Annotated in this window: 17 protein-coding genes; 9 read left to right on the forward strand and 8 right to left on the reverse strand. The window is 70.7% G+C overall.

Annotated elements, in window-relative coordinates; translation table 11 throughout:
• Positions 1-7: 7 nt before the first annotated feature.
• From OG210_RS24800 to OG210_RS24815, 4 genes are read right to left on the reverse strand one after another with little or no spacing between them, the layout of a single operon-like run.
• On the reverse strand, positions 8-1333 hold the full coding sequence (locus tag OG210_RS24800; protein ID WP_371538732.1) for a sugar ABC transporter substrate-binding protein: 1326 nt from the start codon (positions 1331-1333) through the stop codon (positions 8-10).
• Positions 1333-2187 (reverse strand): carbohydrate ABC transporter permease, encoded by an 855-nt coding sequence (locus OG210_RS24805; protein ID WP_328325550.1) that lies wholly within the window; start codon positions 2185-2187, stop codon positions 1333-1335. The genes OG210_RS24800 and OG210_RS24805 overlap by 1 nt, the downstream gene beginning before the upstream one ends.
• Positions 2184-3143, reverse strand: coding sequence for a sugar ABC transporter permease (locus OG210_RS24810; protein WP_328325549.1), 960 nt, complete (start codon positions 3141-3143; stop codon positions 2184-2186). The genes OG210_RS24805 and OG210_RS24810 overlap by 4 nt, the downstream gene beginning before the upstream one ends.
• Positions 3140-4177 (reverse strand): LacI family DNA-binding transcriptional regulator, encoded by a 1038-nt coding sequence (locus OG210_RS24815; protein WP_328325548.1) that lies wholly within the window; start codon positions 4175-4177, stop codon positions 3140-3142. The genes OG210_RS24810 and OG210_RS24815 overlap by 4 nt, the downstream gene beginning before the upstream one ends.
• Before the next feature lie 299 nt (positions 4178-4476).
• On the opposite strand from OG210_RS24815, the gene OG210_RS24820 reads away from it, so the two are divergent.
• The 5 genes from OG210_RS24820 (at position 4477) to OG210_RS24840 (ending at position 12857) form a co-directional block, all read left to right on the forward strand.
• Positions 4477-5208 carry a VIT1/CCC1 transporter family protein gene (locus OG210_RS24820; protein ID WP_328325547.1) on the forward strand — a complete coding sequence of 244 codons (732 nt, stop codon included), beginning with the start codon at positions 4477-4479 and terminating at the stop codon, positions 5206-5208.
• Between the two features lie 390 nt (positions 5209-5598).
• Positions 5599-10176 carry a glutamate synthase large subunit gene (gene gltB, locus OG210_RS24825; RefSeq protein ID WP_371538736.1) on the forward strand — a complete coding sequence of 1526 codons (4578 nt, stop codon included), beginning with the start codon at positions 5599-5601 and terminating at the stop codon, positions 10174-10176.
• Complete coding sequence (locus tag OG210_RS24830) at positions 10169-11647, forward strand: glutamate synthase subunit beta (protein ID WP_328325545.1); 1479 nt, start codon at positions 10169-10171, stop codon at positions 11645-11647. The genes gltB and OG210_RS24830 overlap by 8 nt, the downstream gene beginning before the upstream one ends.
• A 216-nt stretch (positions 11648-11863) precedes the next feature.
• Complete coding sequence (locus tag OG210_RS24835) at positions 11864-12439, forward strand: HutD family protein (protein ID WP_328325544.1); 576 nt, start codon at positions 11864-11866, stop codon at positions 12437-12439.
• Between the two features lie 40 nt (positions 12440-12479).
• Positions 12480-12857, forward strand: a complete 378-nt coding sequence (locus OG210_RS24840) for a VOC family protein (protein ID WP_327298203.1) — start codon at positions 12480-12482, stop codon at positions 12855-12857.
• Positions 12858-12902: 45 nt separating this feature from the next.
• Here OG210_RS24840 and OG210_RS24845 read toward each other — a convergent pair whose 3' ends face one another.
• Positions 12903-13274 (reverse strand): VOC family protein, encoded by a 372-nt coding sequence (locus tag OG210_RS24845; RefSeq protein WP_328325543.1) that lies wholly within the window; start codon positions 13272-13274, stop codon positions 12903-12905.
• Positions 13275-13748: 474 nt separating this feature from the next.
• Between OG210_RS24845 and OG210_RS24850 the strand changes: the two genes are divergently transcribed.
• The gene (locus OG210_RS24850) at positions 13749-13952 is read left to right on the forward strand and encodes a cold-shock protein (protein WP_015607926.1); all 204 of its coding nucleotides are present in this window, start codon (positions 13749-13751) and stop codon (positions 13950-13952) included.
• Between the two features lie 95 nt (positions 13953-14047).
• Positions 14048-15622 carry a DEAD/DEAH box helicase gene (locus tag OG210_RS24855; RefSeq protein ID WP_328325542.1) on the forward strand — a complete coding sequence of 525 codons (1575 nt, stop codon included), beginning with the start codon at positions 14048-14050 and terminating at the stop codon, positions 15620-15622.
• 68 nt (positions 15623-15690) lie between these two features.
• On the opposite strand, the gene OG210_RS24860 is transcribed toward OG210_RS24855, so the two are convergent.
• Positions 15691-16134 (reverse strand): nitroreductase/quinone reductase family protein, encoded by a 444-nt coding sequence (locus OG210_RS24860; protein WP_371538745.1) that lies wholly within the window; start codon positions 16132-16134, stop codon positions 15691-15693.
• Between the two features lie 77 nt (positions 16135-16211).
• Positions 16212-17102: a hypothetical protein gene (locus OG210_RS24865; RefSeq protein ID WP_328325540.1), complete on the reverse strand. Its 891-nt coding sequence runs from the start codon at positions 17100-17102 to the stop codon at positions 16212-16214.
• A gap of 142 nt (positions 17103-17244) precedes the next feature.
• On the opposite strand from OG210_RS24865, the gene OG210_RS24870 reads away from it, so the two are divergent.
• Both OG210_RS24870 and OG210_RS24875 read left to right on the forward strand, forming a co-directional pair.
• Complete coding sequence (locus OG210_RS24870; RefSeq protein ID WP_328325539.1) at positions 17245-18027, forward strand: serine protease; 783 nt, start codon at positions 17245-17247, stop codon at positions 18025-18027.
• 194 nt (positions 18028-18221) lie between these two features.
• The gene (locus OG210_RS24875; protein WP_371538749.1) at positions 18222-21329 is read left to right on the forward strand and encodes an endo-alpha-N-acetylgalactosaminidase family protein; all 3108 of its coding nucleotides are present in this window, start codon (positions 18222-18224) and stop codon (positions 21327-21329) included.
• An 81-nt stretch (positions 21330-21410) separates the two neighbouring features.
• Here OG210_RS24875 and OG210_RS24880 read toward each other — a convergent pair whose 3' ends face one another.
• The gene (locus OG210_RS24880; protein ID WP_371538752.1) at positions 21411-23159 is read right to left on the reverse strand and encodes a beta-galactosidase family protein; all 1749 of its coding nucleotides are present in this window, start codon (positions 23157-23159) and stop codon (positions 21411-21413) included.
• Positions 23160-23220: the final 61 nt, after the last annotated feature.

Here is a 23220-nt window from a genome sequence, read left to right on the forward strand (position 1 = left end):
GGAGGCGTCAGCGCTGGTACCGGTCGAGGACCCGCTGGCCGTCGCCGGTCAGCTTGGAGCGCAGCGAGCTCAGACCGATCGAGCCGTTGTAGTACTCCTGGAAGGCGGGGGTGGCGATCTTGTCCTTCCACTCGGCGTAACCGCGCACCCCGAGTACGGGGGAGGGGACCAGGGCGCCGGCCATCTCGCTGCCGGTGCGCCAGCCGTTCTCGGGGGTGCGCAGCGCCGGGTCCTGCAGCGCCGAGCGGCTGTCGGGCAGCAGCCAGTCGCCGAGGGCGAGACGCGCGGCGTTCTTGCCCTGAGCGAGGAAGGAGATGAAGTCGACCGCCGCCTGTTTGTGCCGGGAGTCCTGCGAGACCGACAGGGTCTGCGGCACGACCCCCTGCGAGCTGCCGCGCGGTCCGCTTCCCGCCGGCATCGGCAGGACCGTCCAGCCGAAGCCCTTCGGCGCCTGCTGCTGGACCTGCTGCCGGAAGGAGAAGTTCAGCGGCACCATGGCGTACTTGCCGGCGAAGAACCCGGGCAGGGTGTCCGAACCGCCCATGCCCAGGCTGCTTTTGGGGGCGGTGTGGTCCTGGTTGATCTGCCGGTTGATGACCTGGGACACCGCCGAGTCGGCGGCGTCGAAGCTCACCTTGTTCTTGCCGTCCGCCTTTTTGAAGATCTGCCCGCCGGTGGACGCGGAGCTGTTGACGGACTGGCTCACCGGCTCCTTCATCGACCAGGCGACGCCGTACTGCCGGGTCCTCCCGCCCGGCCCCCGGACCGTCAGCTTCTTGGCGGCCTGCTCGAACTCCCGCCAGTTCCAGGGGTGGGCGACGGTCGGGATCCGTACGCCCGACGCCTTGAGCAGCCTGGTGTTCGCGACCATGACGCGCGGCTCCTGGAGGAACGGCACGCCGTAGATCCCCTTGCCGAAGGTGGCCATGTCCCACGACTGCCGGGGGATGTCCTTCCGCAGCGACGCGGGCAGCATCCCGCGGATGTCGGCGAGGTAGCCGCCGTACGCGAAGTCCGTGAGGTCCGACGCGTCGTCATGGATGATGTCCGGCGCCTGGCCGCCCTCGAAGGAGGTGAGCAGCTGGTCGTGGATCCCCTCCCAGCTGCCCTGCACGTACTTGACCTGCACATCGGGGTGCTGCCTGTTCCACTGCGCGACCAGTGCCCTGTTGGCGGCCACGGAGTCCTTCTGCCAGGCCAGGCTGAGGAATTGGAGCGTGACACGGCCGGATGAGCTGTCGCTGCTGCCCTGGCCGCAGCCGGTGACGAGGACCAGCCCGGCAGCGGCGGCCAGCGCCGTCACCGCGGTACGGATCCGGGTACGGGTGCGCATCAGCCCTTCACCGCCCCTGCGAGCATCCCGCCGACCAGCCTGCGCTGAAGCAGCGCGAAGAAGAGCAGGCTGGGGATGGTGGCGACGACGGAGGCCGCGGCGAGCGGCCCCAGGTCGGCGACGCCCTCGGCGCCGAGGAAACGGGTCAGGATCACGGACATCGTCTGGTTCTCCGGGGACTTGAGCAGCACGAGGGCGAAGAAGAACTCGTTCCAGGCGGTGACGAAGGTGAACATCGCCGTCGCGACCAGACCCGGGGTGAGCAGCGGGAAGACCACGCTGACCAGGGTCCGCAGCCGCCCGGCGCCGTCGACGGCCGCGGCCTCCTCCAGCGTGACCGGGACGGCCTTGACGTACCCCTGGAGCATCCAGAGCGAGAACGGCAGGTTCCAGACCACGTACACCGCGATCAGACCGGCGAGCGAATTGATCAGGTGCAGGTTCTTCAGCACCAGGAACAGCGGGATGATGATCAGTACGAACGGGAACATCTGGCTGACCAGCACCCAGCCGTTGGCCACCGTGGACATCCGGCTGCGGAAGCGGACCAGCGCGTACGCGGCGGGCACCGCGAGCGCGACCGAGATGACCGTCGCGCTGCCCGCCACGATCAGACTGTTGAGCGCGGAGTGCAGCAGCGGCTGCGCGTCGAAGGCGGCCCTGAAGTTGTCCAGGGTCGGGTGCCGGGGGAGCCAGGTCGGGCTGATGGACCCCAGTTCCCGGGGGGACTTGAACGCGGTGGACACCAGCCACACCAGCGGGAACGCCAGGAAGACCAGGTAGCACAGGAGGGCCAGGTACTGACCGGTGCGGCCGGCCGTCCGGCGGGCGCGGAGCCGTGCGGGGACACTCATGCCGCCTCCTCCTTGAGCTTCTTGCGCAGGAACACGGTGAGGAACACCGCGATGAGGGCGACCATCACCAGGCCCATCGCGGCCGCGTAGCCGAACTGGCCGTACTTGAAGGCCTCTTCGTACGAGAAGAGCATCGGCAGCCGGGTCTTGCCGCCGGGTCCGCCCTGGGTCAGCACATAGACCAGACCGAACGAGTTGAAGTTCCAGATGAAGTTCAGCGCGGTCACCGCGACCACCACCGGCCTGATGGCGGGCCAGGTCACGGTGGCGAAGCGGCGCCACAGCCCGGCGCCGTCGAGCTGCGCGGCCTCCTTCAGCTCCACCGGCACGTTCTGCAGCCCGGCCAGCAGCACCACGGTGGTCTGCGGCATCCCCGCCCACACACCGACGACGATCACGGCCGGGAGCGCCACCGAGAGGCTGGTCAGCCAGTCGACGTTGTCGCTGATCAGGTGCAGCTGCGTGAGCGTCTTGTTGAGGATGCCCGCGTCCGGGTGGTACACGAGCCGCCACATGATCCCGACGACCACCTCGGGCATCGCCCACGGGACCAGCGCGAGCGTGCGGGCCAGCCAGCGGAAGCGCAGGTTCTCGTTGAGCAGCAGAGCGAGGCCCATGGCCGTCGCGAACTGCAGCACGGTGACGCTGACGGCCCACACGATGCCGATCCGGAACGACTCCCAGAACAGCGAGTCGTGCAGCAGATCGCCGAAGTTGGCGAGGCCGGTGAACTGCGTCGACGTGGTGCGCCCGGCCTGCGAGTCGGTGAAGGCGAGCGAGAAGCCGTACAGCAGCGGCCCCACGCTGAGCACCAGGATCGGTATCAGGGCGGGCGCCAGCAGGAACCAGGCCCCCCGGTCCAGACCGAGCGCCCGTTTGCGCTGGTCGGGGGTGCGGGGCGGTGGGGTGCCCCGGTGGCCCGCGGCGTCTTTGCCACGGGCTGCGGTGAGACTCATACGGACCTCGGGTTCTCCAGGTCGGTCGCCGGCGCGGTGGAGGCGCGTACGACGAGGCGGGGTACGGCGGTGCTGTGCTGCGGGGCTTCGGGGGCCGCGCCCTGGCCGAGCCGGGCGAGCAGCAGTCCGGCCGCCCGCCTGCCGCGCTCGACGGAGCCCAGGTCGACGCTGGTCAGCGGCGGCCAGGCGGCCTGGGCCAGGGTGCTGTCGTCCATCCCCGCCACGGCGATGTCGTCGGGGATGCGCAGCCCGCGCGAGTGCAGGGTGCGGACCGCGCCGACCGCCAGCTGGTCGTTGGCGCAGAACAGCGCGTCGGGGGAGGCGGCGAGCAGCCGCTCGGCCGCAGCGGCGCCGGACTCGGTGGCGAAGTCGGTGCTCACCACGAGCGCCTCGTCGTAGGGGAGGCCCAGCTCTTCGAGGGCCTTGCGGTAGCCGGTCGCGCGGTTGCGTCCCGGCACCGTGTCGAGCGGGCCGTTGATGAAGGCGATCCTGCGCCGCCCCGTGCCGTACAGATGGCGTACGGCGAGCCCGACGCCGCGCACGGAGTCGGCGCGCACGCTGTCGACCGGGACGTTCTCGGGCAGTGAGCCGATGATCACGACCGGGGCCGCCGCCGAGCTGAGCACCTTCGCGTAGGCGCCGGTGATGCGGATGGGGCAGAGGATCAGCCCGTCGCTGGTGCGGTCGCCCAGACTGCGGATCGCGGCGAGCTCGTCCTCCACGACCGCGTCGGTGGAGTGCAGCAGCAGCCGGTATCCGGCGGCCCGGGTGACGGACTGGATCCCGCGGACCATCGCCACGTACACGGGGTTGCCGATGTCCTCCATCGCGAAGGTCAGCTGCCGGGTCCTGCCGCCCTTGAGCGAGCGGGCCACGGCGTTCGGTACGTAACCGAGCTCCGCGACCGCGCGCTCGACCCGGGAGACGGTGTCGGGGCGTGCGCCGACACCGTTGAGCACCCGGGAGACGGACGCGATGGACACCCCGGCGCGCTGGGCGATCGACACGATGGTCGGTGTCCCGTTCTGCGGCATGCCTGCCCCCTGTGCATCCGTGACGTGGTGGGAAGTGCGAGCTGTAAACGTTTCCAGCAACTGGAAACGTTTACAGATACTGGGGACCCGGTTCCGGGACGTCAATGCGCCTGTCGTGTGATCCACGTCTCTTCGGAGTTCCCGGAAGGTCGCATCCGGGCTGGTCCCGGCCCTTCGCACCCCTGGTAAGTACGGCCTTCCTTGCTGGCGAGAGCCATTTTTCGTGCGTACTTTCGACTGTGTTCCCGGGTCCGCTGCGCGGAACGGGGGCGCTGACGCAAGAGAGAGGGCGGGGACCGATGTCCATCATGGAGAACGAGGCGGCGCTGCATGAGGCGCACCGCGACAACCACACCCACCGGGACGTCAACGGCGGCTGGCTGCGCCCCGCCGTCTTCGGTGCGATGGACGGACTGGTCTCCAACCTCGCGCTGATGACCGGGGTCGCGGGCGGCGATGTCTCGCACCGCACCATCGTGATCACAGGACTGGTGGGGCTGGCGGCCGGGGCCTTCTCGATGGCCGCAGGCGAGTACACGTCGGTCGCCTCGCAGCGCGAGCTCGTCCAGGCCGAACTCGAAGTCGAGCGGGGGGAGTTGCGCAAGCACCCGCTGGACGAGATGAAGGAGCTCGCGGCGCTCTACGTGTCGCGCGGGGTGGAGCCCCAGCTGGCGGCCGCGGTCGCCGAGCAGCTCTCCAGGGACCCCGAGCAGGCGCTGGAGATCCATGCCAGGGAGGAACTGGGCATCGACCCGGACGACCTCCCGTCCCCGCTGGTCGCCGCGCTGTCGTCCTTCGGTGCCTTCGCGCTGGGCGCGCTGCTCCCGCTGCTTCCGTATCTGCTCGGCGCCACCGCACTGTGGCCCGCCCTGCTGCTGGCCCTGATCGGTCTCTTCGGCTGCGGCGCCGTGGTGGCGCGGGTCACCGCGCGCTCCTGGTGGTACAGCGGGCTCCGGCAGCTGGCGCTGGGAGGGGCGGCGGCCGGGATCACCTACGCGCTGGGCGCGCTGTTCGGCACCGCCGTGGGCTGACGGGCGGGCTGAGAGAGATGGGCCGAGAGACGGGCTGAGAGACGGGCCCGAGAGGCCCCCGGGCCGTCACATGCCTCACTCCGCCGGCCCGGCGGAGTGAGGCATTATGCATTGAGTGTCATAGGTATCGGTTACCCGGCGGTTTTGAGTGCCGGGCCACCGGGCATAAGGCGGGAACGCCGCAGGCAACGCCGCCTGCTCCGTTCCGGGTCCACGGACGCCGATCCCGGCCGTGTCGCCCCCGCCTCCACCGCTCTGCGGTGTCCGCATGCTGGAATGAAACATCCGCTTTTCGAGAAGCATTCCATCATGTAACCTGCTCAAAATTTCGCAGAGGGCCAACGTCGTCCCTATGCACTTGCATATGCCACGACGACGACGGGAGAGCCGATGCGCATCCACGCCTGGTCGCCCATGGAGGGTCGCCCCGCCCCGCAGGGGATGTACGACCCCAGCAACGAACACGACGCCTGCGGTGTCGGGTTCGTGGCCACTCTTACCGGCGTGGCCAGCCACGAGCTGGTCGAGCAGGCGCTGACCGTACTGCGCAATCTCGAACACCGCGGCGCCACCGGATCAGAGCCGGACTCCGGCGACGGAGCGGGAATCCTGCTCCAGGTGCCCGACGCCTTCCTGCGTGAGGCCACCGGATTCGAGCTCCCCGAAGCGGGCGCGTACGCCGTCGGCATCGGCTTCCTGCCGCTCGACGACAGCCCCGCCGCCGTCTCGCGGATCGAGACGCTGGCCGCCGATGAAGGCCTCACCGTCCTCGGCTGGCGCGAGGTCCCGGTCACCCCGGACCTGCTGGGCAGCGGCGCCCGCGCCACCATGCCCGAGTTCCGCCAGCTCTTCGTCGCGGACGCGCCGCAGGGTCAGGACGCCCCCGCCACGGGCATCGCGCTCGACCGCAAGGCCTTCGTCCTGCGCAAGCGCGCCGAGCGCGAGGCCGGGGTCTACTTCCCCTCGCTCTCCGCCCGCACGATCGTCTACAAGGGCATGCTCACGACGGGGCAGCTGGAGCCGTTCTTCCCGGACCTCTCCGACCGCCGCTTCGCCACCGCAATCGCCCTGGTGCACTCGCGCTTCTCGACCAACACCTTCCCGAGCTGGCCGCTCGCCCACCCGTACCGCTTCGTCGCGCACAACGGCGAGATCAACACGGTCAAGGGCAACCGCAACTGGATGAAGGCCCGCGAGTCCCAGCTCGCGTCCGACCTCTTCGGACCGCAGAAGCTGGACCGGATCTTCCCCCTCTGCACCCCCGACGCCTCGGACTCCGCCTCCTTCGACGAGGTCCTGGAGCTCCTGCACCTCGGTGGCCGCTCGCTCCCGCACTCCGTGCTGATGATGGTCCCCGAGGCGTGGGAGAACCACGAGACGATGGACCCGGCACGCCGGGCCTTCTACCAGTACCACGCGACGATGATGGAGCCCTGGGACGGCCCCGCCTGCGTCACCTTCACCGACGGCACCCAGGTCGGCGCGGTCCTCGACCGCAACGGTCTGCGCCCCGGCCGCTACTGGGTGACCGACGACGGCCTCGTCGTCCTCTCCTCCGAGGTCGGCGTCCTGGACATCGACCCCGCGAAGGTGGTCCGCAAGGGCCGCCTGCAGCCCGGCCGGATGTTCCTCGTGGACACCGCCGAGCACCGCATCATCGAGGACGACGAGATCAAGGCCGGCCTCGCCGCCGAGCAGCCGTACGAGGAGTGGCTGGAGAGCGGCGAGATCGAGCTGGAGGACCTCCCCGAGCGCGAGCACATCGTGCACACCCACGCCTCGGTCACCCGCCGCCAGCAGACCTTCGGCTACACCGAGGAGGAGCTGCGCGTCATCCTCGCGCCCATGGCCCGCACCTCGGGCGAGCCGCTCGGCTCCATGGGCACGGACTCTCCGATCGCCGCGCTCTCCGCGCGCCCCCGGCTGCTCTTCGACTACTTCACCCAGCTCTTCGCACAGGTCACCAACCCGCCGCTGGACGCCATCCGCGAGGAGCTCGTCACCTCGCTGCGCTCCACACTCGGGCCCGCGGGCAACATCCTGGAACCCACAGCGGCCGCCTGCCGCAGCGTCACGCTGCCCTTCCCGGTGATCGACAACGACGAGCTGGCCAAGCTCATACACATCAACGCCGACGGCGACATGCCGGGGATGAAGGCCGCGACGCTCGCCGGTCTCTACCGGGTCGGCGGCGGCGGCGAGGCCCTCGCCGCCCGGCTCAAGGACATCTGCGACGAGACCGAGGCCGCCATCGAGGCGGGTGCCCGGCTGATCGTCCTCTCCGACCGGCACTCCGACGCCGAGCACGCCCCGATCCCCTCGCTGCTGCTCACATCGGCCGTCCACCACCACCTCATCCGCACCAAGCAGCGCACCCAGGTGGGTCTCCTTGTCGAGGCCGGTGACGTACGCGAGGTGCACCACATCGCCCTGCTCATCGGGTACGGCGCCGCCGCCGTCAACCCGTACCTCGCCATGGAGTCCGTCGAGGACCTGGTCCGCGCCGGCACCTTCATCGAGGGCCTGGAGCCCGAGCAGGCCATCCGCAACCTGATCTACGCCCTGGGCAAGGGTGTCCTGAAGGTCATGTCCAAGATGGGCATCTCGACCGTGGCCTCCTACCGGGGCGCGCAGGTCTTCGAGGCCGTCGGACTCGACCAGTCCTTCGTCGACACGTACTTCAACGGCACCGCGACCAAGATCGGCGGCGCCGGACTCGACGTCGTCGCCACCGAGGTCGCCGCCCGGCACGCCAAGGCGTACCCCCCGTCCGGCATCTCCGCCTCGCACCGCAAGCTGGAGATCGGCGGCGAGTACCAGTGGCGCCGCGAGGGCGAGCCGCACCTCTTCGACCCGGACACGGTCTTCCGCCTCCAGCACGCCGCGCGCTCCGGCCGGTACGACATCTTCAAGAAGTACACGGACCGGGTCAACGAGCAGTCCGAGCGGCTGATGACGCTGCGCGGCCTGTTCGGCTTCGCCACCGGCCGCACACCGGTCCCGCTCGACGAGGTGGAGCCCGCATCCGAGATCGTCAAGCGCTTCTCCACCGGCGCCATGTCGTACGGCTCCATCTCCAAGGAGGCGCACGAGACCCTCGCCATCGCCATGAACCAGCTGGGCGGCAAGTCCAACACCGGTGAGGGCGGCGAGGACGCCGACCGGCTGTACGACCCGGCGCGCCGCTCGTCCATCAAGCAGGTCGCCTCCGGCCGCTTCGGCGTGACCAGCGAGTACCTGGTCAACGCGGACGACATCCAGATCAAGATGGCGCAGGGCGCCAAGCCCGGCGAGGGCGGCCAGCTGCCCGGTCACAAGGTCTACCCGTGGGTCGCCAAGACGCGTCACTCGACGCCGGGCGTCGGCCTCATCTCGCCGCCGCCGCACCACGACATCTACTCCATCGAGGACCTCGCCCAGCTGATCCACGACCTCAAGAACGCCAACCCGGCGGCCCGCATCCATGTGAAGCTGGTCTCCGAGGTCGGTGTCGGCACGGTCGCCGCGGGTGTCTCCAAGGCGCACGCGGACGTCGTCCTCATCTCAGGACACGACGGCGGCACCGGGGCCTCTCCGCTCACCTCGCTGAAGCACGCGGGCGGCCCCTGGGAGCTCGGCCTCGCCGAAACCCAGCAGACGCTGCTGCTCAACGGCCTGCGCGACCGCATCGTCGTACAGACCGACGGCCAGCTGAAGACCGGCCGAGACGTCATCATCGCAGCGCTGCTCGGCGCCGAGGAGTTCGGTTTCGCGACCGCGCCGCTCGTCGTCTCCGGCTGCGTCATGATGCGCGTCTGCCACCTCGACACCTGCCCGGTCGGCATCGCCACCCAGAACCCGGTGCTGCGCGAGCGCTTCTCCGGCAAGGCCGAGTACATCGTCAACTTCTTCCGGTTCATCGCCGAAGAGGTCCGCGAGCTCCTCGCCGAGCTGGGCTTCCGTACGCTCGAAGAGGCCGTCGGCCACGCCGAGCTGCTCGACACCGAGCGGGCCGTGAACCACTGGAAGGCACAGGGGCTCGACCTCAACCCGCTCTTCCACGTTCCGGAACTGCCCGCCGGCTCGGCGCGCCACCGCACCGCCGAGCAGGACCACGGCCTGGAGAAGGCGCTCGACAACCAGCTGATCAAGCTGGCGGCCGACGCGCTGGCCGCCGACTCCGCCGAGGCCGCCCAGCCGGTCCGCGCGCAGGTCGCCATCCGGAACATCAACCGGACCGTCGGCACCATGCTCGGCCACGAGGTGACGAGGAAGTTCGGTGGCGCGGGCCTGCCCGACGACACCATCGACATCACCTTCACCGGCTCCGCAGGCCAGTCCTTCGGCGCCTTCGTCCCGCGCGGGGTCACGCTCCGGCTGGAGGGCGACGCCAACGACTACGTCGGCAAGGGCCTCTCCGGCGGCCGGGTCGTCGTCCGCCCGGACCGCGGCGCCGAGCACCTCGCCGAGTACTCCACCATCGCGGGCAACACCATCGCCTACGGCGCCACCGGAGGCGAGCTGTTCCTGCGCGGCCGCACCGGCGAGCGGTTCTGCGTCCGCAACTCCGGCGCGACGGTCGTCTCGGAAGGCGTGGGCGACCACGGCTGCGAGTACATGACCGGCGGGCACGCCGTGGTCATCGGCGAGACCGGCCGGAACTTCGCCGCCGGTATGTCGGGCGGTGTCGCGTACGTCATCGACCTGGACCGCGACAACGTCAACGCCGGCAACACCGGCGCGGTCGAGCCCGTCGACGACACCGACAAGCAGTGGCTGCACGACGTCGTGCGCCGCCACCAGGAGGAGACCGGCTCCACCGTGGCCGAGAAGCTGCTGGCCGACTGGGACACGTCGGCGGACCGCTTCAGCAAGATCATCCCGACCACCTACAAGGCAGTGCTCGCCGCCAAGGACGCCGCTGAGCTGGCAGGTCTCTCCGAGAACGAGACCACCGAGAAGATGATGGAGGCGGCGACCAATGGCTGACCCCAAGGGCTTTCTGACAACGGACCGCGAGGTCGCGCAGACCCGCCCCGTCGAGGAGCGGGTGAAGGACTGGAACGAGGTCTACGTTCCCGGATCCCTGCTGCCGATCATCAGCAAGCAGGCCGGCCGCTGCATGGACTGCGGTATCCCGTTCTGCCACAACGGCTGTCCGCTGGGGAACCTCATCCCCGAGTGGAACGACTACGCGTACCGCGAGGACTGGTCGGCGGCATCCGAGCGGCTGCACGCCACCAACAACTTCCCGGAGTTCACCGGGCGCCTCTGCCCGGCGCCCTGTGAGTCGGCGTGTGTCCTCGGCATCAACCAGCCCGCCGTCACCATCAAGAACGTCGAAGTCTCGATCATCGACAAGGCGTGGGACAGCGGTGACGTCACCCCGCAGCCGCCCGAGCGGCTCTCCGGCAAGACGGTCGCGGTCATCGGATCGGGTCCGGCGGGACTCGCCGCCGCCCAGCAGCTGACCCGCGCCGGGCACACGGTCGCCGTCTACGAGCGCGCGGACCGCATCGGGGGACTGCTCCGGTACGGCATCCCCGCGTTCAAGATGGAGAAGTCCCACATCAACCGGCGTATCGAGCAGATGCGCGCCGAGGGCACCAAGTTCCGCACCGAGACGGAGATCGGCCGCGACATCGACGCGGCGAAGCTCCGCCGCAGGTACGACGCGGTGGTCATCGCGGCCGGTGCGACGGTCTCCCGCGACCTGCCCGTACCGGGGCGCGAGCTGAACGGCATCCACTTCGCCATGGAGTACCTGCCGCTCGCCAACAAGGTGCAGGAGGGCGACCTCACGGTGGCCCCGATCACCGCCGAGGGCAAGCACGTCGTGGTCATCGGCGGCGGCGACACCGGCGCCGACTGCGTGGGTACCGCCCACCGCCAGGGCGCCAAGTCGGTGACCCAGCTGGAGATCATGCCCCGGCCCGGCGACGAGCGGAACCCGGGCCAGCCCTGGCCGACCTTCCCGATGCTCTACAAGGTCACCTCCGCGCACGAGGAGGGCGGCGAGCGCATCTACGCCGTCTCGACCACGCACTTCGAGGGCTCCGAGCCCGAGGAGGGGGAGACGGTCGGAAACGTCAAGTACCTGCACCTCGTCGAGGTGGAGTTCAAGGACGGCAAGCTGGAGCAGCAGCCCGGCACCGAGCGCCGGATCCCCGCCGAGCTGGTCACCCTGGCCATGGGCTTCACCGGCACCGACCAGGCCAACGGCCTCGTCCAGCAGTTCGGCCTCGAACTCGACGCCCGCGGCAACATCGCCCGTGATGCCGACTACGCGACCAATGTGCCCGGCGTGTACGTTGCTGGTGACGCGGGCCGCGGCCAGTCGCTGATCGTCTGGGCGATCGCCGAGGGCCGCTCGGCGGCGCGCGGCGTGGACCGTTTCCTCACGGGCGCCAGCGAGCTGCACGCCCCGATCAAGCCGACGGACCGGGCACTGACGGTCTGACGGCTCCACCGGAACGTCCCGCACAATGGGGTGCGGAACTGAACACGGCGCCTGCCTTGTCCCCGACCGGACACTGGGTGGGCGCCGTGGCGCGTCCAGCGGCCTTCAGCAGCCTTCGGGACGAGGCGGCGGACGACACGGCCACGAGAGAGCGGACCAGCGGATGGATCAGCGGGCGGACCGGCGGGCGCAGGCGCGGCCGGGGGCGGTGCGGGCATGACCGTACGGATACTGCGGGCCGCCGGCCGGGCCGCCGCGCCCTGGAAGAACGGCGGCGGGGTCACCCGTGAGATCGCCGCCGGGCCCGAGGGCGCCGGGATGGACACCTTCGCCTGGCGGGTGAGCCTGGCGGATGTCGGCGCCGACGGGCCGTTCTCCGTCTTCCCCGAGGTCACCAGGGTGCTGACGGTGGTGGACGGCGCGGGGATGGAGCTGACGGCCGGGGGAGTCCCGCTGCGGGCGGACAAGCGGTTCGTGCCGCACCGCTTCGCCGGCGACGCGGCGACGCACGGACGGCTGCTCGACGGCCCCGTCGTGAACTTCAACGTGATGTACCGCGACACCCTCACCGAAGCGCTCACCTCGGTCGTACGGGGCAGACTCACCGTCGGCGTCCCGCCGGACGCCACCGTGCTGGTCGTCGCGCTGGACGGGACCGCGGCCCTGGAGGACGCCGGCGCCGTCCTGGGGCCGTACGACGCCGCGGTGGTGACCGGTGAGTCACCCGGTGTGCTGCGGGCCGACGGCCACACCGCCCTCGTCACCCTGCGCAGCAGAGCGCGGAGCGCCTGAATTCCCTTGCCTGGCACGCGTGTTGAGGCATGATGCGATCATGACTTCATTCGTACGCCATGTGACGGTCGACTGCGCCAACGCCTACGAGCTCGGCAGTTTCTGGGCCAAGGTCCTCGACATCCCGCTCGCCGACGATGACAAGCCGGGCGATCCCGAGGCGCTGATCCAGGCCACCGGTTTCGGCCTGCTCTTCATCCAGGTGCCCGAGCCCAAGCAGCTCAAGAACCGCTTGCATCTGGACCTCCAGCCGACGGACCGCACCCGGGAGGAGGAGGTCGAACGGCTGCTGACGCTCGGCGCCACGCTCGTCGAGGACCACCGCAGGCCCGACGGCCGGGGGTGGGCGACGCTGGCCGACATCGAGGGCAACGAGTTCTGCGTCGAGCGGAGCACCGCCGAGCGGTCCAGGGGCTGACCGGCCGCGCTCCGCCGGCAGTGGCCCGGTCGTCCCGCTCCTGCGTCAGTGGCGGACCAGGCAGAAGGGGTGCCCCGCGGGGTCCGCGTAGATACGCCAGCCCGGCGCGCTGTCGTCGAGCAGATGGGCGCCCGCGTCGAGCACCTCGACCTCCGCCCGGTCGAGGTCGGGCACGCTGAAGTCCAGATGGAACTGCTGGGGCCGGGTCGGGTCCGGCCAGGCCGGTGCGCGGTGGTTCTCGGCGCGCTGGAAGGCCAGCACCAGACCGGACGCGGTGTGCAGCGTGGACCAGTCGGAGCTGAGCGCCCAGCGGGGGTCGGGCCGGTCGACGCTGCCGCCGAGGACCGCCCGGTAGAACGCGGCCAGGTCTGCGGGGTCGGGGCAGTCCAGCACTATGCACTGCAATTCGGCGATCATGCCCGGAATCCTAGGCTGCGGGCCGCCGCGCCCCGTACGGGGAGGGGGCGTCCCGGACACCACGGGCGCAGGTGAACGTCAATCGAACAGTGCGGGGACTCTCTCATCCTTCCGGTTCGTCCTCGGGGGATCGTCCCGCCTTCCGCCGGCTTCCGGGGCGGGTCCGTCCGCCGGGCAACTGCTCTTTCCGCCCAGGCGAGTTGACCGGCTGCCGGGTCCTGTTCGGGGCGGAACCACCGGTCGGAGGGGTGCACGGAGATCATTCGGGTCCCGTTGGGTCCAGACATCCGGGCGACAAGCGTGCTAGGCTGACGTTGTTGCAGTTTTGGTACCCATGAACTTTATGTGCGCCTGACGGGAATGCTCCGACAGGCGCATTATTGTTTTCCGGCTTTCTCCGGATGGGGTTCAATGCGGCGACGCGGAATTCGTAAAGTGCGAATTTCCGGCACTGCACCTGTTGAGGAGAATGTTATGGCCACCGGTACCGTGAAGTGGTTCAACTCGGAAAAGGGCTTCGGCTTCATCGAGCAGGACGGCGGCGGCGCCGACGTCTTCGCCCACTACTCGAACATCGCCACCCAGGGCTTCCGTGAGCTCCAGGAGGGCCAGAAGGTCTCCTTCGACGTCACGCAGGGCCAGAAGGGCCCGCAGGCGGAGAACATCGTCCCGGCCTAATTGTCGGACGCGTACCTCGCTGACCGGGGCCCGCACCTCCAAGGTGCGGGTCCCGGTTTGTGCTGTCCTACATCCGGCAGGAAGGCTTGAACCGCATGACCCGCTCCGCTGAACGCCCGGCACGCCCCGCACGCACCAGTCCGCCGAGGGGCCGAGGCAAGGCCCCCGCAAAGTCTCCGGCCCGCAAGGCAGCTCCCAGGCCTGCCGAGTTCACGCTGCCGGACACCATCACCCCCGCGCTGCCCGCCGTCGAGGCCTTCGCCGAGCTGGACATGCCCGCCGCACTCCTGAAGACCCTCGCGGCCCAGGGTGTGACCGACCCCTTCCCGATCCAGGCAGCCACCCTGCCGAACTCCCTCGCGGGCCGCGACCTGCTGGGCCGCGGACGGACCGGCTCCGGCAAGACCCTCGCGTTCGGGCTCGCGATGCTGGCCCGGGTCGCGGGCCGCCGCGCCGAGCCGAAGGCGCCGCTGGCCCTCGTGCTGGTGCCCACCCGCGAGCTCGCGCAGCAGGTCACCGACGCGCTGACGCCGTACGCCACCTCGGTCCAGCTGCGGCTGACCACCGTCGTCGGCGGCATGTCGATCTCCAAGCAGTCCGGCGCGCTGCGGCGCGGCGCCGAGATCCTGGTCGCCACCCCGGGGCGGCTCAAGGACCTCATCGAGCGCGGCGACTGCCGCCTCGACCAGGTCGGCATCACCGTGCTCGACGAGGCCGACCAGATGGCCGACATGGGCTTCATGCCGCAGGTCACCGCACTGCTCAAGCAGGTCGAGCCGGGCGGTCAGCGGATGCTGTTCTCGGCGACCCTGGACAAGAACATCGACCGGCTGGTCAAGATGTTCCTGACCGACCCGGTCGTGCACTCGGTCGACCCGTCGGCGGGCGCGGTGACCACGATGGACCACCACGTGCTCTACGTCGCCGACGAGACCGACAAGAAGGCCGTCACCACGCGCATCGCGGCCCGTGACGGCCGGGTGATCCTCTTCCTGGACACCAAGCGGTCCGTCGACCGCCTGGTGAAGCGGCTGCTGGCCAGCGGTGTACGGGCGGGCGGGCTGCACGGCGGCCGCTCCCAGCCGCAGCGCAATCGCACCCTTGACCAGTTCAAGAACGGCCAGGTCACCGCGTTGGTCGCGACCAACGTCGCGGCGCGCGGCATCCACATCGACGACCTCGACCTGGTCGTGAACGTGGACCCGCCCACCGACCACAAGGACTACGTCCACCGCGGCGGGCGCACCGCCAGGGCGGGCGAGTCGGGCAGTGTCGTCACGCTCGTACTCCCGGAGCAGAAGCGCGAGATGACCCGGCTGATGTCGGACGCGGGCATCACGCCCAGGACCGCCCGGGTCAGGTCCAGCGACGAGGAGCTCACCCGGATCACCGGGGCGCAGGAGCCCTCGGGTGTGGCGATCGTCATCGACGTACCGCAGCAGGCCACCGCGCCGCAGCGGCGCTCCCGGCCCAGCAGGCCCGCGTCCGGGGCTGCCGCTCCGGCCGGTCAGGGCCGTGGTGGCCGCGGCCGTCGTGGCGGTCAGGGCCGTGGCGGCCAGGGCCAGAGCGGTGGCCAGGGCGCCGGTCAGGGCGGTCAGAGCCGTGGCGGCGCCGGCCGTGGCAGCGGTCAGGGCCGTGGTGGCCAGGGCGGCCGCAGGGCCGCCGCCTGACGGCCGCAGCACTGGAGACCCGGGCCCCTTCCGCTCCGCGGAGCGGGCCCGGCGTCAGTTCGGGGGCGTCAGTGCGGGGGGTGCAGGTCGATACGGACCGTCAGCAGTTCCGTCCCCATCGCCCGGACGACCGCCGCGTTCAGCGCGCGCAGCGGATGCCCCCTGGCGAGGGTGCGCTGCCGTGCGTACGGGTCGTCGTCGGGGAGCAGCTGGGCTGTCCCCGGCACCCAGACGGAGCGCCTCCCCGTGCGGAGAAGGACCCGCACGTCCGGGCAGTTCCGGATGTTGCGGACGTAACCGGCGTGCGTGCCGTGTTCCGCGACGATCCAGAACACCGCCCCGTCCCTGCCCTCGCCGACCGGGGTGGTGCGGATCTGCCCGGTGACCCGCCCGCGCGTTTCCAGCAGCGCGTAGCCGGGCGCGGCCCCGAACCGCAGCAGCAGCCGGACCGGCGGGTTGATCAGATACCGCTGGAGCGGCCTGACCAGTGCGTGCTTGGTCTCTGCGCGCATGAAGATGGCTCCTCTGGTGTCACGAACCGGATGCCGGGCCCCGCGAGCCCGGCCTGACCCATCCGCACGGCCCATAGCTAGGTGTCGCAGTTCAGGACCGTGCGGCAGAGCCCGCAGCGGGCCCGCACCCGGCCCCGGACCGGCACCCGGATCCGCTGATGGCAGGTCGGGCAGGCGAAACTGACGCGCAGTCCGTCCGCCGCCTCCTCGAAGGCGTACGGCAGGCCAGGGGCGGAGCGGCCGCCGTGCTCCTGCGCGTACCTGCGGTGCTTGGCATAGGCGCGGCGCCCGGCCCACCCCGCGGCGGTCAGCGGCGGGCGGCTGCTGTCCTGGCCGGCCCGGGCCCGCCCCTTCGTGTACGCCGTGTACGCCTGCGGGCTGGTGAACCAGACCGACGGGTCCTCGTCGAAGAGCACCGCCCGCTTGGCCAGGACGTACCCGAACTCCTCAGGGGTGAGATAGCCGAGCTTCTGGCTGGACAGCTCGTCCTCGCGGAACGCGTCGAGCAGCAGCCAGCCCGCCCCGAGGTAGGTCGTCGCGGTGTCGGTGAGGATCTCGTTGTCCCGGGTCCCCGCGAAGCCGAGGCCGAGCCGGTGCAGCAGCACATGCGTGACCTCATGGGCGAGAGCCGCCCCGATGTCGCCCCGGTGGGTACGGAAACGGTTGTTGAGCTCGATGAAGTACTCCGGTCCCGCGGCCAGTTCGACCGCGGCCGCGTGCTGCATCTCGCGGAAGCTCACTATCATCCGGGCGTCCGGCAGCCGCAGCTGGTGGACCAGCGCACGGGCCACCCGCTGCGCGCCCAGATGCAGATCGTCCAGGTCGGAGAAGGCGACATCGGCGGGGGCGACGCTCGGCGCGTAGCTCAGGACGCCGTCGTACGAGAGGCGCCTGTGCAGTGCCGTGATCGCCGCCTGCACGGTCTCCAGATGCGGAAATCCGTGTACGACCTCGCTGTCGTCCGTCACGCATCCACTCTACGGCCGGGCGGAAACCCCGGACAGCGTCCATTGTCGTGGGAACAGCCCATTCCGGACGAGGGGACCAGATCCTGCTGATCCTGTCCGGACCGGGCTTGAGGATCCCTCAGCTCCCACGAGAGGAAGCCCGTTGAACCAGCCAGTGCGCACCTTCGGACGATGCGCGGCCATCGGCGCCGCCGCACTCGCCGTCCTCAGCCTCCAGCCCGCCCCGGCCTCGGCCACCGCCCCCGAACCCGTCGTCGGAGGCACCCGGGTGGCGGAGGGCCAGTACCCCTTTATGGTGCATCTCTCCCAGGGATGCGGCGGCGCCCTCTACGCCAAGGACATCGTCCTCACCGCGGCCCACTGCGTATCGGGCTCCGGGCCCAACACCTCGATCACCGCCACCGCGGGCTCGGTCGACCTCAAGGGCCCGAAAGCCGTCCACATCAAGTCCACCCAGGTCGTCCGGGCCCCCGGCTACGCGGGCAAGGGCAAGGACTGGGCGCTGGTCAAACTGGCCGCGCCCTTCGACCTGCCGACCCTGCCCACCGTCACCAGTACGGAGTACGACGAGGGAACATTCACCATCGCGGGCTGGGGCTCCATGAGTGAGAACGGTGGCCAGCAGCGCTATCTGCGGCAGGCGACCGTCCCGTACGTCTCCGACGAGAAGTGCGGAGAGGCGTACGGCGCGCAGTTCAACCCCGGCGACGAGATCTGCGCCGGAGACGTCGAGAAGGGCGGAGTCGACACCTGCCAGGGCGACTCCGGCGGCCCGATGTTCCGCAAGGACGACAACGGCGACTGGATCCAGGTCGGGATCGTGAGCTTCGGCCAGGGCTGCGCCGAGCGGGGCTACCCGGGGGTGTACGCCCAGGTGTCCGCCCTCTCGGCGGACATCAAGTCGGCCGCGGACGCGCTGCACTGAGGCCGCGGCGGGCGCCCGGCGCACCAGCCGGGTAAAAGAACGGCCAAACCGGCCGGAGGAATGGACGGGAGGCCCGGGGCAAAGCGCCGGATAACGCTTTAGTCCAAGACCTGTCCCTCCTTTGTCCATAGGCTCACACGCCCCGCCCCTCCATCGTGACGTGCACGGATGATCGTCGCGATGGAGGAGCGAGCGTGCACGAAGAAGACCGAGGGCCCAGCCGCAGGACCGTGGTGGCCGCCACCGCGCTGGCCGGTGTCGGTGCGGCATTCGCCACCCCGTCCGCCTTCGCGGCCGACGCGGCGGCCACGGGCTCCGGGACCGCGGGCGGAGCCGAGGCCGTCCTGCGTTCCGAAGCCCTCGATGTACGCGTCGACCGCGGCTTCCCGCGCATCGTGTCGTACACCGACCGCGGGACGGGCGCGTTGCTGCACGGGCAGGAGGACCCCGTCACCTCGGTGCTCATCGACGGGGCCCCGCACACCCCGAAGGTGACGTCCGGGCCCGGCCGGGACCGGATCGCGTACACCCTCGCCTTCGACGGCGGGACCGAGATCGGTGTCGAGATCCGGGTCGACGGATGGCGGACCGACTGGCGGGTCACCCGTATCGCGGACACCGCCGCGCTGCGCGTCGGGACGCTGGAGATCCCCGCCCTCGCCTTCCTCTCCGTACGCAGCGACCAGCCCGGCGCCACCCTGCTGGCCGCCAAGCTCGACCTGGACAAGGCCAAGAGCGGCGACACCCTGGTGAAGGTCGCACCGGACAGCGCCGCGGACGCGGCGCCCGTCGGCTGCGCGTACGCCGTGGTGGCGCACGACGGGCTCGGCGGGGCCGTCGAGACCAACACGGTCTACGACAAGCCCGCCGACACCCCGGGCGCCACCTGGGAGAACGGCCGGATGTGGCGGCAGACCGTCAAGCGGGACGGCTATGTCAAGGCGCAGCTGGCGTGCGGCCAGTGGACCCACCGCGCGGACACCTCGCCGGTGGACGCCACCGAGCCGCTGCCGTACGCGACCGTCATCCTCACCCGGGACCGCAACGGCGACGGCGTGGTCGACTGGCAGGACGCGGCCATCGCCTTCCGCGACATCATGGTGACCCCGCTCGGCGCGGACGACACCCATCTGCGGGTCGTCCCGCACATCCCGTTCAACTTCGCCTCGCAGGCCACCAACCCGTTCCTCGCGACGCTCGACAACGTCAAGCGGATCTCGCTCGCCACGGACGGGCTGCGCCAGTACACGCTGCTCAAGGGGTACCAGTCGGAGGGCCACGACTCCGCCCACCCCGACTACGCGGGCAACTACAACGAGCGGGCCGGCGGCCTCGCCGACATGAACACCCTCGTCAAGGAGGGCAGCAAGTGGAACAGCGACTTCAGTGTGCACGTCAACGCCACCGAGTCGTACCCCGTCGCCCACGCCTTCTCCGAGAAGCTCGTCGACAAGACCAACAAGCAGTGGGACTGGCTCGATCAGTCCTACCGCATCGACTCCCGGCGTGACCTGGTCTCGGGCGACATCATCAAGCGGCTGCAGGACCTGCGCGACGACGCACACCCGGCGCTCAACGCCATCTACTTCGACGTCTTCCGGGAGTCCGGCTGGAACGGCGACCGGCTCCAGCGCGCCCTGCGCGAGCAGGGCTGGACGGTCAGCAGCGAGTGGGGCCACGGCCTGGAGCGCTCCTCGGTCTGGTCGCACTGGGCGAACGAGACCGACTACGGCGGCGACACCTCGCGCGGCATCAACTCCCAGCTGATCCGCTTCATCCGCAACCACCAGAAGGACGTCTTCTCCAACAAGTGGCCCACGCTGCTGGGCGCCGGGCGGATGGGCAACTTCGAGGGCTGGGTCAACAAGACCGACTGGAACGCCTTCTACGACATCATCTGGACCGAGGCGCTGCCCGCGAAGTACCTCCAGGCCTACCCGGTCAAGCGGTGGACCGAGCACGAGATCACCTTCTTCGGCCCCACCGGGACCGTCGTCGGAGACACGGACGGCAACCGCCGCATCACCACCGACGGGCGCGTCGTCTACACCGGCGGCAGCTATCTGCTGCCCTGGGAGCCCCGCAGGGCGACCGACCCGGAGAAGCTCTACCACTACAACCCGAAGGGCGGCAGCACCACCTGGCAGCTGCCGCGCGGCTGGTCGGGCTCCTCGCGCGTCGCGCTGTACCGGCTCACCGACCAGGGCCGGGTGCACGCCGGTGACCTGGCGGTCCGCTCGGGCAAGGTCACCGTGGAAGCCACCGCGGGACAGCCCTATGTGCTGTACCGCTCCCGCGCGAAGGCAGTCGCCGAACCGCAGTGGGGACAGGGCACCCCGGTCTACGACCCCGGCTTCAACTCCGGATCCCTGAAGGGCTGGCAGGTCGCGCCGGCCGAGGGGACGGCCTCCGTCGTACGCAACTCCATCGGCGACTACGAGCTGGTGATCGGCGCCGGAGCGGCCACCACCGTGGGCCAGCGCCTGGGACGGCTGCCCGCCGGCACCTACGTCGCATCGGTGCAGGTCGAGGTCGGCAAGAAGGCGGGGGAGCGGCGCAGGGCCGCCCTGGAGATCCGTACCGCCGACGGCGTGACCGCCGCCAACTGGACCGACACGTCGTGCGCGGGCAACTACGTGGCGGCCGACCGCAAGCACGACTCCCGCTTCCAGCGGATGTTCACGTACTTCACCGTGCCGGAGAGCGGCGGCCGGGTCGACCTCACGCTGCGGGCCGCTGCGGGCGACGCGCAGGTGCGGTTCGACAACCTGCGGATCGCCGGGGCGAAGCCCGCCCGGAAGGCGGGCGCCCTGGCCTTCGAGGACTTCGAGAACGTCCCGCAGGGCTGGGGTGTCTTCGTCAAGGGCGACGCGGGCGGCTCGACCGACCCGCGGACCCACATCGGGCAGCGGCACGCGCCGTTCACCCAGCGGGGCTGGAACGGCAAGGCCATCGACGACGTCATCGACGGCGGCCAGTCGCTCAAGTCACGCGGCGAGAACGACGGCCTGGTCTACCGGACCGTCCAGCACACCGTCCGCTTCGAGCCGTCCAAGCGGTACCGGGTCTCCTTCCGGTACGAGAACGACACGGCCGGCCAGTACGCCTGGATCACCGGCGTCGACGAGCCCGCGGCGCGTGAGCTGGACCGCAAGGCGCTGCCCGTCGCGACCGAACCGACGGAGCTCAGCTACGAGTTCACCGCGCCGGCCGGGGGCGACGCCTGGGTCGGGCTGCGCAAGGTCGGCGACGACGGGGTGGCCGAGTTCGCGCTCGACGCCTTCGAGGTCCGCGAGGTGTAGCGGAGCGGTGTGCCCACGGCGGGAAGGCCCGGTCCTCGGAGGACCGGGCCTTTCCGGGGCGAGGCGTGGGGGCAGGCCGGCTCAGCGGAGCGCCAGCCCCGGCTCACCCGCGTCCGCCGCTGCGCCCGCGAGCTCCAGCACCCACACCTCGTTCTCGCCCTCGCGCAGCACCGGGCCCGGTACGAACAGCGAACTCTGCGGCCCCGCCGACCAGTAGCGGCCCAGGCCGAAGCCGTTCACCCAGACGAACCCCCGTACCCAGCCGGTCAGTTCCAGCGTCGCGTCCCCGGCCCCGCTCACCTCGAACGTCCCCCGGTGCAGCCCCCGGGCCCCGGCATCCGGCCCACCAGGCGGCACCGCACGGAACGGCAGCTTCGCGACCGCCGACGCGTCGTCGAACGCGTCGAGCCGCAGCCCCCGCGCCCGCACCCCGTGCAGATACTGCCGCTCGTGCAGCACCCCGCCCGTCAGGCCCTTCGGTTCACCGAGCCGGGGGCCGTAGTTGACCCGGCCCAGCGACTCCACCCACAGCTCCACCGACGCGGGCCCCGCCACCTGGGCGCCCAGCTCCGTACGGACTCCGTCGACATACAGCTGCGCCACATCGCGCAGTCCGGGCGCGGTCAGCGGATACGGCTGGCGCGGGCCCGGCACCGTCAGACGGTAGCGGACCAGACCCCGGTCGACATCCAGCTCCTCGAACGACGGCGGAGCCCCCGTGACCTGCTCGGGCCCGCCCAGCGCGTCCACCACCCCGCCGAGCGGCACCCACTCCGGGAGCGTGGCCCGTACGGGCGCCGCCAGCACGGCGGGAGCCGGCGGCAGTTCCGGCAGCGGACCGTCGGCGTACTCCGCCAGCACCTCGCGGAACAGCCAGAACTTCGGGGTCGGCCGCCCGTACTCGTCGATGGGCGCGCCGTAGTCGTACGAGGTCACGGTCGGCTGCAGCTCGCCGTCGTGCAGCTCACCCGCGCGGTTGGCGCCCGCCCAGCCGGCGAAGTTCGTCCCGCCGTGCGCCATGTACAGATTCACCGAGGCCCCGCACTCCAGGATCTCCCGCAGCGCCCGCGCGGCGTCCGCCGGATCCCGTACGACGGGCTCGGCGCCCCAGTGGTCGAACCAGCCGCACCAGAACTCCATGCACATCAGCGGCCCCTTCGGCCGGTGCCTGCGCAGCACGTCGAAGCCCTCGCGCGCGCCCGCGCCGAAGTTGGCCGTGGCCAGCACCCCGGGGACCGAACCGCCGGTCAGCATGTGGTCCTCGGGCCCGTCCGACGTGAACAGCGGCACGCTCACCCCGAGCGTGCGGAGCAGCCCCGCCATATGGCGCAGATAGGCCTGGTCGGATCCGTAACTGCCGTACTCGTTCTCGACCTGCACCATGATCACCGGGCCGCCCCTGTCGATCTGCCGGGGGACGACCTCACGCAGCAGCCGGTGGAACCAGCGGTCCACCTGGCGCAGGTACTCAGCGTCACGCGTACGCACCCGTGACCCCAGCGCTCCGGTCAGCCAGTGCGGCAGCCCGCCGTTCTCCCACTCGGCGCAGATATACGGTCCCGGGCGGACGACCGCCCACAGGCCGGCCTCGTGCGCCGCGTCCAGGAACCGGCCGAGCGCCCGCACATCATGGAAGCGTCCCTGCTGGGGCTCGTGCAGATTCCACGGGACGTATGTCTCCACGGAGTTGAGCCCCATGGCCCGGAGCATGGCCAGCCGGTGGCCCCACTGGTCCTCGTGCACCCGGAAGTAGTGCAGTGCCCCCGACAGCAGCCGGACCGGCCGCCCGTCGATCAGGAAATCCTCGTCACCCACAGTGAAATCAGCCACGTCGACACTCTCACCCCTGGCGGCGGCCCGGTCCATGGACAAAGATCAACGCTCATTGGAC

The sequence above is a fragment of the Streptomyces sp. NBC_00466 genome (genome assembly GCF_041433995.1).
Classification (GTDB): domain Bacteria; phylum Actinomycetota; class Actinomycetes; order Streptomycetales; family Streptomycetaceae; genus Streptomyces.

What these genes read in the sequence shown, in the direction of transcription:
- OG210_RS24800 (WP_371538732.1), bottom strand. Translation starts at nt 1,333, where the DNA reads ATGCGCACCCGTACCCGGATCCGTACCGCGGTGACGGCGCTGGCCGCC.
- OG210_RS24805 (WP_328325550.1), bottom strand. Translation starts at nt 2,187, where the DNA reads ATGAGTGTCCCCGCACGGCTCCGCGCCCGCCGGACGGCCGGCCGCACC.
- OG210_RS24810 (WP_328325549.1), bottom strand. Translation starts at nt 3,143, where the DNA reads ATGAGTCTCACCGCAGCCCGTGGCAAAGACGCCGCGGGCCACCGGGGC.
- OG210_RS24815 (WP_328325548.1), bottom strand. Translation starts at nt 4,177, where the DNA reads ATGCCGCAGAACGGGACACCGACCATCGTGTCGATCGCCCAGCGCGCC.
- OG210_RS24820 (WP_328325547.1), top strand. Translation starts at nt 4,477, where the DNA reads ATGTCCATCATGGAGAACGAGGCGGCGCTGCATGAGGCGCACCGCGAC.
- gltB (WP_371538736.1), top strand. Translation starts at nt 5,599, where the DNA reads ATGCGCATCCACGCCTGGTCGCCCATGGAGGGTCGCCCCGCCCCGCAG.
- OG210_RS24830 (WP_328325545.1), top strand. Translation starts at nt 10,169, where the DNA reads ATGGCTGACCCCAAGGGCTTTCTGACAACGGACCGCGAGGTCGCGCAG.
- OG210_RS24835 (WP_328325544.1), top strand. Translation starts at nt 11,864, where the DNA reads ATGACCGTACGGATACTGCGGGCCGCCGGCCGGGCCGCCGCGCCCTGG.
- OG210_RS24840 (WP_327298203.1), top strand. Translation starts at nt 12,480, where the DNA reads ATGACTTCATTCGTACGCCATGTGACGGTCGACTGCGCCAACGCCTAC.
- OG210_RS24845 (WP_328325543.1), bottom strand. Translation starts at nt 13,274, where the DNA reads ATGATCGCCGAATTGCAGTGCATAGTGCTGGACTGCCCCGACCCCGCA.
- OG210_RS24850 (WP_015607926.1), top strand. Translation starts at nt 13,749, where the DNA reads ATGGCCACCGGTACCGTGAAGTGGTTCAACTCGGAAAAGGGCTTCGGC.
- OG210_RS24855 (WP_328325542.1), top strand. Translation starts at nt 14,048, where the DNA reads ATGACCCGCTCCGCTGAACGCCCGGCACGCCCCGCACGCACCAGTCCG.
- OG210_RS24860 (WP_371538745.1), bottom strand. Translation starts at nt 16,134, where the DNA reads ATGCGCGCAGAGACCAAGCACGCACTGGTCAGGCCGCTCCAGCGGTAT.